The sequence below is a fragment of the Actinomycetota bacterium genome, from assembly GCA_036280995.1.
Lineage (GTDB): Bacteria > Actinomycetota > CALGFH01 > CALGFH01 > CALGFH01 > CALGFH01.
Genome location: DASUPQ010000688.1, coordinates 1 through 9,841, shown reverse-complemented (window position 1 = coordinate 9,841; position 9,841 = coordinate 1). Strand labels below are relative to the sequence as shown.

The 9,841-nt window shown below is 74.6% G+C and carries 9 protein-coding genes and 1 pseudogene; 5 read left to right on the top strand and 5 right to left on the bottom strand.

What is annotated here, in order from left to right; all coding sequences use genetic code 11:
* Positions 1–128: 128 nt before the first annotated feature.
* From VF468_23305 to mca, 3 genes are read right to left on the bottom strand one after another with little or no spacing between them, the layout of a single operon-like run.
* Positions 129–842 carry a class I SAM-dependent methyltransferase gene (locus VF468_23305; GenBank protein ID HEX5881218.1) on the bottom strand — a complete coding sequence of 238 codons (714 nt, stop codon included), beginning with the start codon at positions 840–842 and terminating at the stop codon, positions 129–131.
* 10 nt (positions 843–852) lie between these two features.
* Complete coding sequence (locus tag VF468_23300; GenBank protein ID HEX5881217.1) at positions 853–2,238, bottom strand: cystathionine beta-synthase; 1,386 nt, start codon at positions 2,236–2,238, stop codon at positions 853–855.
* Positions 2,239–2,265: 27 nt separating this feature from the next.
* A complete protein-coding gene (mca, locus tag VF468_23295) occupies positions 2,266–3,147 on the bottom strand; it encodes a mycothiol conjugate amidase Mca (protein ID HEX5881216.1) in 882 nt (293 codons plus the stop codon).
* A gap of 201 nt (positions 3,148–3,348) precedes the next feature.
* Between mca and hppD the strand changes: the two genes are divergently transcribed.
* Genes hppD through VF468_23280 form a run of 3 tightly spaced genes read left to right on the top strand, consistent with a single transcriptional unit; the run spans position 3,349 to position 6,189 of the window.
* Positions 3,349–4,458 (top strand): 4-hydroxyphenylpyruvate dioxygenase, encoded by a 1,110-nt coding sequence (gene hppD / locus VF468_23290; GenBank protein HEX5881215.1) that lies wholly within the window; start codon positions 3,349–3,351, stop codon positions 4,456–4,458.
* A gap of 37 nt (positions 4,459–4,495) precedes the next feature.
* A complete protein-coding gene (gene greA, locus VF468_23285; protein ID HEX5881214.1) occupies positions 4,496–4,987 on the top strand; it encodes a transcription elongation factor GreA in 492 nt (163 codons plus the stop codon).
* Positions 4,984–6,189, top strand: a complete 1,206-nt coding sequence (locus tag VF468_23280; GenBank protein ID HEX5881213.1) for a Gfo/Idh/MocA family oxidoreductase — start codon at positions 4,984–4,986, stop codon at positions 6,187–6,189. Before greA ends, VF468_23280 begins: the two co-directional genes overlap by 4 nt.
* A 3-nt stretch (positions 6,190–6,192) precedes the next feature.
* Here the strand turns inward: VF468_23280 and VF468_23275 are convergent, their stop codons facing one another.
* Positions 6,193–7,593, bottom strand: coding sequence for an FAD-binding oxidoreductase (locus VF468_23275; GenBank protein ID HEX5881212.1), 1,401 nt, complete (start codon positions 7,591–7,593; stop codon positions 6,193–6,195).
* Between the two features lie 622 nt (positions 7,594–8,215).
* On the opposite strand from VF468_23275, the pseudogene VF468_23270 reads away from it, so the two are divergent.
* Positions 8,216–8,641 (top strand): annotated as a pseudogene (locus VF468_23270) (glycosidase).
* 178 nt (positions 8,642–8,819) lie between these two features.
* Entirely contained in the window at positions 8,820–9,623 is an 804-nt protein-coding gene (locus tag VF468_23265; GenBank protein HEX5881211.1) for an aminoglycoside adenylyltransferase domain-containing protein, read from the top strand.
* A 2-nt stretch (positions 9,624–9,625) separates the two neighbouring features.
* Here the strand turns inward: VF468_23265 and VF468_23260 are convergent.
* Positions 9,626–9,841 (bottom strand): hypothetical protein (locus VF468_23260; GenBank protein ID HEX5881210.1); only part of this gene is annotated, 216 nt, incomplete at its 5' end.

Below are 9,841 nucleotides of genomic sequence, written 5' to 3'. Positions count from 1 at the left end.
GGCGGCGCGGACCCGCGCCGCCTCCGGCTCGCCGCGGCAGTGGGCGGCCTGGGCCAGCCGGCGCTTGAGCGCGTCGGGGAGGTAGACCGTCGTCTTCTGCCTGCGATGAATGGCACGAGGTATGGCACCTAGGCTGGCTTGACGGCCCGGAGGTGGAGGAAGTTGGGGAGGCGCCGCCAGCGCTCGTAGCCGGGGCGGGCGTCGAGGGCGGCCGGTGGGGCCGGGGGCTCGCGCAGGCGCTCGATCAGGAGGCCGGCCTCCTCGAGGGCGCGGGTGTACTCCTCCAGGGAGTAGCGCCAGCCGGTGAAGGTGATCTGGAGGCCGTCGCGCTCCAGGGTGTCCTCGAAGCGGTGGCGGCCGAGGTAGGTGCCGCCGATGACGAACGGGGCGTCGGGCGCCTTGGACTCGAACTTGCCGGCGTCGGCGACCGGGTGGGTGACGCAGACGCCGAGGCGGCCGCCCGGCTCCAGGACGCGGGACGCCTCGTGCACCGCGGCCGGCATGTCGTCCACGTCCATCAGGGAGTTGTAGGCGACCACCAGGTCGAAGGAGGCGTCGGCGAAGGGCAGGGCGGCGGCGTCGCCGCGCACGTAGTCGCCGAACGGGTTGGCCGCGGCCGCGCTGGCGATCAGGGTCTCGGAGATGTCGAGGGCGACGACCTGGTGGCCGCGCTGGACGAGGTCGCGGGTGACCCGGCCCTCGCCGCAGCCGACCTCCAGGGTGCGGCGGCCCGCGGCCGGGACGATGGCGTCGAAGAAGGCGTCGCGGAAGAACCAGTAGGAGTCGTGGCCGGGGGTGCGGGCCCAGCGGAGCCAGGACCCGGCCTGCCACTCCCACGACATCGGCGGCCGGCTACCGGGCGGCGGTGCGGGTGGCCAGGTGGTCGAGGAGGTCGGAGCGGGTCATGACGCCAACGGCGCGGCCGTGGTCGGTGACCAGGACGGCGGTGGAGCGGCCCTTGGAGAGGAGCTCGAAGGCGGCCTCGGCCTGCTCGTGCTGCTCGATGGTGGGGAACGGCGGGTCCATGACGTCGACGACCTGGGCGTCGAGGACCTCGGGCTTGCGGAACAGGCGCTCCAGGAGGGTGCCCTCCTGGACGGAGCCGACCACGCTGGAGAGGTCGGCCGGGTCCTCGCCGTGGACGACCGGGAGCTGGCTGACCGAGTAGGCGTGGAGCCGGTCGATCGCCTCCTTGACCCGCTCGTGGGAGGCGACGGTGACCAGCGGCGGGGTGTCGTGGTGGGCCTTGCCGCCGAGCACGTCGACCACGGTGGCGGCGCCGCGGCGGGGCAGGAACCCGTGGTCGCGCATCCAGTCGTCGTTGTAGACCTTGGACAGGTAGCCGCGGCCCCCGTCGGGCAGCAGGACGACGATGGTGGTGTCGCGGCCGTACTCCTTGGCCACCTCGATGGCGGCGACCATGGCCAGCCCGCACGACCCGCCGACCAGCAGCCCCTCCTCGCGGGCCAGGCGGCGGGTCATCAGGAACGAGTCCCGGTCGGGGACGGTGACGTAGCGGTCGACCACCGAGCGGTCGAAGGTCTCGGGCCAGAAGTCCTCCCCCACCCCCTCGAGCAGGTAGGGGTGGACGTCGTCGGAGGTGTAGATCGACCCCTCGGGGTCGGCCCCGACCACCACCAGGTCGGGCTTGCGCTCCTTGAGGTAGCGGCCGGCCCCGGAGATGGTGCCGCCGGTGCCGATCCCGGCCACGAACACGTCGATCGCCCCGCCGGTCTGGTCCCACAGCTCGGGCCCGGTGCTGGCGTAGTGGGCCTCGGGGTTGGCCGGGTTGGCGTACTGGTTGGGCTGGACGGCGCCGGGGATCTCGGCGGTGAGCCGGTTGGCCACCGAGTAGTAGGACTCCGGCGAGTCGGGCGGCACCGCCGTCGGGGTGATCACGACCTCGGCCCCGTAGCCCCGGAGCAGGGCGATCTTCTCCTGGCTCATCTTGTCCGGCATCACGAACACGCACCGGTAGCCTTTGAGGGCGGCGACGATGGCCAGCCCGGCCCCGGTGTTGCCGCTGGTCGGCTCCACGATCGTGCCGCCCGGCTTGAGCTGGCCGGCCCGCTCGGCCCGCTCGACCATGGCCAGCCCGATCCGGTCCTTGACCGAGCCGCCGGGGTTCAGGTACTCGACCTTGGCCAGCAGGGTCGGGGCCAGTCCCCGGCCAAGCCGCGACAGCCGGACCAGCGGGGTGCCCCCGACCACCTCGAGGATCGAGTCGTACACCTCCATGCCGGGAAGCATAGCCCGTGCGGGGCGCTAGCGGATGGGGTTGCCGTCGGGGTCGATCCCCTCGAACAGGTCGGTCTCGTGCTCGGGGACCGGCACCAGGGAGCGGACCCGGGTGTAGTCCTCCCAGGGGTACACCTCGGCCACGACCTCGTCGGGGACGGCGAACCAGAAGCTGTTGGGGTCGATCTGGGTGGCGTGGGCGATCAGGGCGTCGCGCCGCCGGCCCAGCCAGGCGGCCACGTCGACCTGGGTGGTGATGACCGGCTCGGGGAAGCCCTCCTCCTCTTCCTCCCAGCGCTCCAGCCACTCGGCGAACGGGCTCTCGATCCCGCGGGCGACCGCGCCCTCGTGGATCGTCTCCATCCGGGCCCGGCTGAAGGTGGCGTGGTAGTAGAGCTTGAGCGGCTGGAAGGGCGGCCCGGCCTCGGGGTAGCGGGCGGGGTCGCCGGCGGCCTCGAAGGCGGCCATCGAGACCTCGTGGGTGCGGATGTGGTCGGGGTGCGGGTAGCCGCCGCGCTCGTCGTAGGTCAGCACCACCTGGGGCTTCTCGGCCCGGATCAGGGCGACCAGCCGGCCGGTGGCCTCCTCCAGGTCGGCGTTGGCGAAGGCGTCCGGGTGGCCGTTGGTCTCGCTGTCGGCCATGCCCGAGTCGCGGTAGCCGAGCCAGTGGTGGGCGGTCACGTCGAGGATCTCCAGCGCCTTGGCCAGCTCCTGGCGGCGCAGCTCGGGCATCCGCTCCAGCACCCCCGGCCTGTCCATGGCCGGGTTGAGGATCTCCCCCGCCTCCCCGCCGGTGCAGGTGACGACCACGACCCGGACGCCCTCGTCGGCGTAGCGGGCCATCGTCCCCGCGCCCTTGGACGACTCGTCGTCGGGATGCGCATGCACGGCGAGCAGGGTTCTGGGCACGACCTGGACGCTCCTTTCCTGGGCGGGACAGCCACCAAGGGTAGCGAACTTTGCCTGCCCCGTTCGTTAGGAATGGAAGGTTCGTCCCGAACACCTAGCGTACGCGGCGTCCAGACGGTAGATTGGTCGCCGGTGCGGGCACCTCGTCCCGCCCTTTTGCGCATTCTGGGCTGCTTTTGCCGTCTCGCGGGAGGTGGAGCTGTGACCGCGACTACCCCAAACGACCCTCTTGCCCTGCTCGGCATCGACCACGTCGAGCTGTGGGTCGGCAACGCCAAGCAGGCGGCCCACTTCTACCGCACCGGCTTCGGCTTCACCCCGCTCGCCTACGCCGGCCCCGAGACCGGCCTGCGCGACCGCGCCTCCTGGGTGCTCGGCCAGGGGTCGATCCGGCTGGTGCTGACCAGCTCCCTGCGGCCCGGCACCGAGATCGCCGACCACGTCGCCCGCCACGGCGACGGGGTCCACGACGTGGCCCTGGCCGTGCCCGACGCCGGGGTCGCCTACGCCGCCGCCGTCGAGCGCGGGGCCACCGGCGTGGCCGAGCCCAGCGACGACAAGGACGAGCACGGCATCGTCCGCCGGGCGGCCATCGCCACCTACGGCGACACGATCCACTCGCTGGTCGACCGGTCCGGCTACAGCGGCCCGTTCCTGCCCGGCTTCGCCGAGTGGACGACCGTGCCCGACCCGCTGCCGCCGGTCGGCCTCGAGGCCATCGACCACGTGGTCGGCAACGTCGAGCTGGGCCGGATGAACCAGTGGGTCGAGTTCTACGAGCGGGTGATGGGCTTCACCGAGCTGGTCCACTTCAGCGACGAGGCCATCTCGACCGAGTACTCGGCCCTGATGTCCAAGGTGGTCTGGGACGGCGACGGCCGCATCAAGTTCCCCATCAACGAGCCGGCCGAGGGCAAGAGACGCTCCCAGATCGACGAGTACCTGGACTTCTACGGCGGTCCGGGCGTCCAGCACATCGCCATCCAGACCGGCGACATCGTGGCCAGCGTGCGCGCCCTGCGCGACCGGGGCATCGAGTTCATGCGGGTGCCCGACACCTACTACGACGAGCTGGCCGGCCGCTTCGGCGACATCGACCTCGACCTCGACAGCCTGGCCGAGCTCGGCGTGCTCGCCGACCGGGACGACGAGGGCCATCTGCTGCAGATCTTCTCCAGGATGGCCCAGGATCGGCCGACAGTCTTCTTCGAGCTGATCGAGCGGCACGGCGCCCGCGGGTTCGGCGAAGGCAATTTCAAGGCGTTGTTCGTGGCCCTGGAGCGTGAGCAGGCGCTCCGCGGCAACCTGTAGGGCCGGCACCTTGTAGGGCAAGGAGGTTCCATCAACGATGTCTCAGCCAACCAGTGAGCGCGGCGTCACCTACCTGACTCCCGAGGCCTTCGAGCGGCTGTCCAGCGAGCTCAACGAGCTCAAGACGGAGGGGCGTGAGCGCGTCTCCCAGGCCATCGGCACGGCCCGCGAGCATGGCGACATCCGTGAGAACGCCGACTACGACGCGGCCAAGAACGAGCAGGGGATGATGGAGGCCCGCATCCGCCAGCTGGAGACGCTGCTCAGCACGGCCGTGGTCGGCGAGGTGGCCGGGACCAGCGGAGTCGCCGGGCCGGGGGCCGTGGTTGTCCTGGAGATCGCCGGCGAGGAGGAGACCTACTTCCTCGGTAGCCGCGAGGAGGCGATCGACGGCATGGACGTGCTCAGCGTCCAGTCGGCCCTCGGCCAGGCCGTCTCGGGCCGCAAGGCCGGCGACGAGTTCAGCTACGTCACCCCGACCGGCCGCGAGCTGCCGGTGAAGCTCCTCCAGGCCGAGCCCCGCAGCTGACCGGCTCACCCTGGCCTGACCGGCCGGCCGGGCCGCCAGGCCCGCCGCCGGCCGACCTGGGTCTCGGCCTGGTCGGGGCCGGGCGGTTCGGGGCCCTGGTCCTGGAGGCGGCCGCCGAGCTGCCGGGGCTGCGCCCGGTGGCCGTCGCCGACCGCGACCCGGCCCGGGCCGAGGCGCTGGCCGCCGCCCATCGGATCGCCGCCTGCGCGCCCGGCCAGCTGCTCGAGGACCCGCGGGTCGCGGTGGTGGCCGTCGCCACCCCGCCGGCCGGCCACGCCGGGCTGGCCCTGGCCGCCCTGCGCGCCGGCCGTCACGTGTTCTGCGAGAAGCCGCTCGCGACCCGGCTGGAGGACGCCACCGAGCTGCTGGCGGCGGCCACCCGGCCCGGGGCGCCCCGGTTGACGGTCGACTACGTGCTCCGCCGCAACCCCCTCTACGCCCTGCTGGGCCGGCTGCAGCAGACGGTGCTGCCGCCGCCCCGCCGCTTCGCCCTGGAGAACCTGGCCAGCGACGAGCGGCTGGGTCCCGACCACTGGTTCTGGGACCGGGAGATCAGCGGCGGCATCGCGGTCGAGCACGGCGTCCACTTCTTCGACGCCGCCGCCTGGCTGCTCGGCTCCCAGCCCGAGCGGGTGCAGGCCCTGGAGGCGGCCCGGCCCGACGGCCGGGTCGACACCGTCCTGGTCGCGGCCGGCCACCCCGGCGGCGCCACCGCCAGCTACGCCCACAGCTTCGCCCGGCCCGACCGCTCCGAGTCCCAGTGGACCACCCTGGACTGGGGGGGGACGGCCAGCGGCCGGCTCTACGGCTGGATCCCGGTCGAGCTGGAGCTGGACGTCCGCACCGACGGCCCCGGCCTGGCCGCGGTGCAGGCCCTGACCACCGACCAGCAGGCCGCCCTGGCCGTCCCCGGCTACCGCCCCAGCGGGGCCGAGCGCATCACCCTGGAGCTGGCCAGCCGCAGCCAGCCCGGCCGCTGGGACCTGCGCCTGCGGGCCACCCTGGGCGGCCAGGCGACCAAGCACCGCGTCTACCGCGAGTCCGTCCGGGCCGGCCTGGCCGACCTCCTCACCGCCGCCACCACCGGCGGGTGGCCAACCGTCACCCCCGCCGACGCCTGGACCAGCCTGGCCACCGCCCTGGCCGTCCAGGAGTCCGCCACCACCGGCGCCACCACCCACCCGGCCCCCCTGCCGCGGTAGCGACTACCCGAACACGGCACGTCGATGCCCCGGGCTGATGTTCTGGTTGCGGCGGAACACGTTGTCCGGGTCCCAGGTGCGCTTGAGGGCGGCCAGGCGGTCGTACTTGGCCGGGCCGTAGGCGCCGCGGACGGCGTCCTGGTCGAGCTGGCCCAGGTCGTTGACGTAGTTGACCGAGGTCGCGAAGGGGCGCAGGGCGGCCATGGCGTGGCGGCCCCAGGCGATGCGGGCCGGGTCCTCGGCGGGGTCGTCCCAGACCGCCTCGGTGATCAGCCAGAGGGTGGCCGAGCGGCCGCTGAAGGCGGTGGCGTCCTCGGGGACCCGGCCGAAGGCGCCGCCGAGCGACAGCAGCCCGACCCCGCAGTCGGGCCCGGGGGCGGACGCCACCAGGGCGCCGATCCGGTCCACGGCCTCGCCGGCCAGGGCCTCGAGAAGCAGGCCCTTCCAGTAGTTGCGCCGGCCCCAGCGGTAGTGGTCGTCGCTCTCGGCCTGGAGCTCCAGGTAGGGGCGGGGGGCGAAGGTGTCCAGGGCCGGCCCGAGGGCCCGCAGCGGCGCCAGGTCGCGCTCGGCCCCCTCCAGCGGGCCGGCGTGGGTGGCGTTGACCACCACCACCGGGCGGCCGGCCACCGCCGGCGGGAACGGCGGGCCGGACGGGGCCACGAACCAGCCCAGCCCGGCCGTGACCTCGTCGGGGGCGCCGGCCATGTAGGCGCCGAAGGCGGCCGCGACCTCGCGGGCCCGCTCCACCGGGTAGACGGCGATGCCGGCCAGCACCAGCGGCCCGACCGGGTGCAGGCGCAGCTCGAACGAGGTCGCGATCCCGAAGTTGGCCCCGGCCCCGCGCAGGCCCCAGAACAGCTCCGGCTCGCTGCCGGCGTCGGCCCGGACCCGCTCGCCCTCGGCCGTGACCAGCTCGACCGCGGCCAGGTTGTCGAGCGTCAGCCCGTGCCGGCGGGTCAGCCGCCCGACGCCGCCGCCGAGGGTCAGGCCGCCGACCCCGGTATGGGAGACGTGCCCGGTCGGGCAGGCCAGCCCGTGCGCCTGGGCCTGGCGGTCGAGCTCCCCGAGCAGGGCGCCCCCGGCCGCCGTGGCCATCCGGCGGTCCGGGTCGACCCGGACCCCGGCCATCGGCGACAGGTCGATCACGATGCCGCCGTCGCAGGTCGAGAACCCCGGGTAGCTGTGCCCGCCGCCGCGCACGGCGACCAGCAGCTCCCGCTCGCGGGCGAAGCGGACGGCCGCGACCACGTCGCCGGCCCCGGCGCAGCGGGCGACCACGGCCGGCCGGGCGGCGGCGGTCGCGTTCCAGACCGCCCGGGCCCGGTCGTACCCCGGGTCGCCGGGGACCACGACCTCCCCCTGGAACCGTTCCCGGAAGGCGGCCAGGGCCGCTCGGTCCGTCATGGGGCCCACGGTACCCGGCCCGCGGCAGGCGACGGCGGACCGCCCGGCAACCGGGCCCCGCCCGCGCTCCGGGTCAGCGGCTGGCCACGGTGAAGCCGCCCGGGGCGACGCCATGTACACCGAGGGCATCGAGCAGGGCAAAGCTGGGTATGCGGCCGCCATCGGGGTGCCGCTGGCGATCGGCGTGATGGTCGTGTCGCTGGTGAACCGCCACCTGCTGGAGAGGAGCTGACCGTGGCCACCGCCACCCAACCGCTGCTCGGCCTCAGCCTCGGCGCCCTCGTGTTCCTGTCCCCCTTCTACTACACGGTGGTCGGGACCCTGCAGCGCGAGCCCAACTCGGACGAGTCAGGGGCGTTCCCCAACCCGGCCATCCTGACCCTGGACAACCTGCGCGACATCAACCAGGCCATCAACCTGCCCCGGACCCTGCTCAACTCGGGGATCTTCACCGGCAGGGTGCTGCTCTGCACCCTGCTGCTCGGCTACTCCCTGGCCAGGTTGGAGTTCCGTGGCGTACCGCCAGGCCAACCCGTTCGGGGCCATCCTGGCCGGCGCGGTGGTGCTGGTGATCCCGGCCTTCGAGCCGGGCCTGCGCACCGACCTGAACCTGTACCCCAACATGGACGCGCTGCTGTTCCCCGAGCCGGTGCCCGGCCCGGGCGGCGAGCCCGCGTTCGCGCTGCTGCACCGGCCCATGTGGGACCTGTCGTGGGCCAACCCGGCCGAGGGCGACCTGCTGCCCGGGCTGCCCGACCCGCGGCCCGGCATCTGGGTGTCGTTCACCCCGGCCAAGGAGGTCCCGGCCGACCCCGTCCGCCTGACCAGCCTCCGCGACCACCGGCTGGTCGCCCTGCCCGAGCGACCCTGGGAGGAGGCCAAGCTGGGCGGCGGCACCCCGCCGCGGCGGGTCGGCGGCGGCTGGCTGGTCCTGCACCACGGGGTGGCCGGGCGGCTGGAGGCGGGCCGCGTCGACCACCAGCCGGCGGTCCGCTACAGCGCCGGGGCGATGCTGCTCGACCCCGGGGACGTCACCCGGGTGGTGGCCCGCTCGGCCGAGCCGCTGCTGGAGCCGGAGCTGGCCGGCGAGCGCGAGGGGTCGTCCCCAACGTCGTCTTCCCCACCGCCATCGACCACCGCTCCGAGCACGAGGCCGACGTCTACTACGGCATGGCCGACGCCCGCATCGGCGCCTTCCGCCTCGCCATGGCCCCGCTCCCCCGCGAGTGACCGGCCGTGGCCGCGGTGCCTGGCCGACGCGCTGGCCCGAGGTCGACCGGGCCGTGGAGCGGCTGCTGGACGGGGTCGCCGAGGCCATCGGGGACGACCTGGTCGGGCTGTACCTGCACGGGTCGCTGGCCCTTGGCGACTTCTTCCCGCCGTCCAGCGACATCGACTTCCACGCCGCCACCGCCGGGACGCTCGGCGGGCCGGCCCTGGAGCGCCTCGGCGCCCTGCACGCCGGGTTCAAGGCCGAAGGCGGCTGGGTGGCCAGGCTGGAGGGCGTCTACCTGGCCCCGGCGGCGCTACGCGGCCAGCAACCGGCCGGCGACCAGCAGCCCACCGTCGGGTCCGACTGGGACTTCGGCCCCGGCCGGCCCGGTCCCACCTGGGTGCTGGACCGCTGGGTGACCCGCGAGCACGGGGTGGTCGTGACCGGGCCCGACCCGCGGGAGCTGATCGACCCGATCGGCGCCGGCGAGCTGCAGGCCGCCGTGCTGGCCTCGATGCTGGGCGACTGGGCCGGGCGGCTGGAGCCGGGCGCCGACCTGGCCTGGCTGCGGCCCCGCAACTACCAGGCGTTCGCGGTCCTGACCATGTGCCGGAACCTGTACGCGCTCGACCGGGGCGTGCTGGTGTCCAAGCCCGAGGCGGCCGTCTGGGCGCGCCGCCTGCTCGGCCCGGCGTGGGCGCCGCTGATCGACCGGGCGCTCGGCTGGCGCGCCGACGTCCGCCTGGACGACCGCGGCCTGGCCGGGACCATGCGGTTCGTCGCCCACGCGGTCGAGCTGGCCGCGGCCGCCGGCTGAGGTCAGCGGCGGCGGGCCAGGGTGGCGTCGACAGCCGCCGCCCCGGCGTCGACGGTGCCGTCGAGGAGGTCGCCGGGGAGGCGGGCGGCCAGGTCGGGGGCGGCGGCGACGGCCGGGCCGGCCCACCAGGAGGACGGGGCGTGGCGGGGCCGGCGGCGGTTGTCGCGGGCCCAGGCGACGGCCCGCTCCAGCGACTCGGGCATGGTCAGGCTGACCAC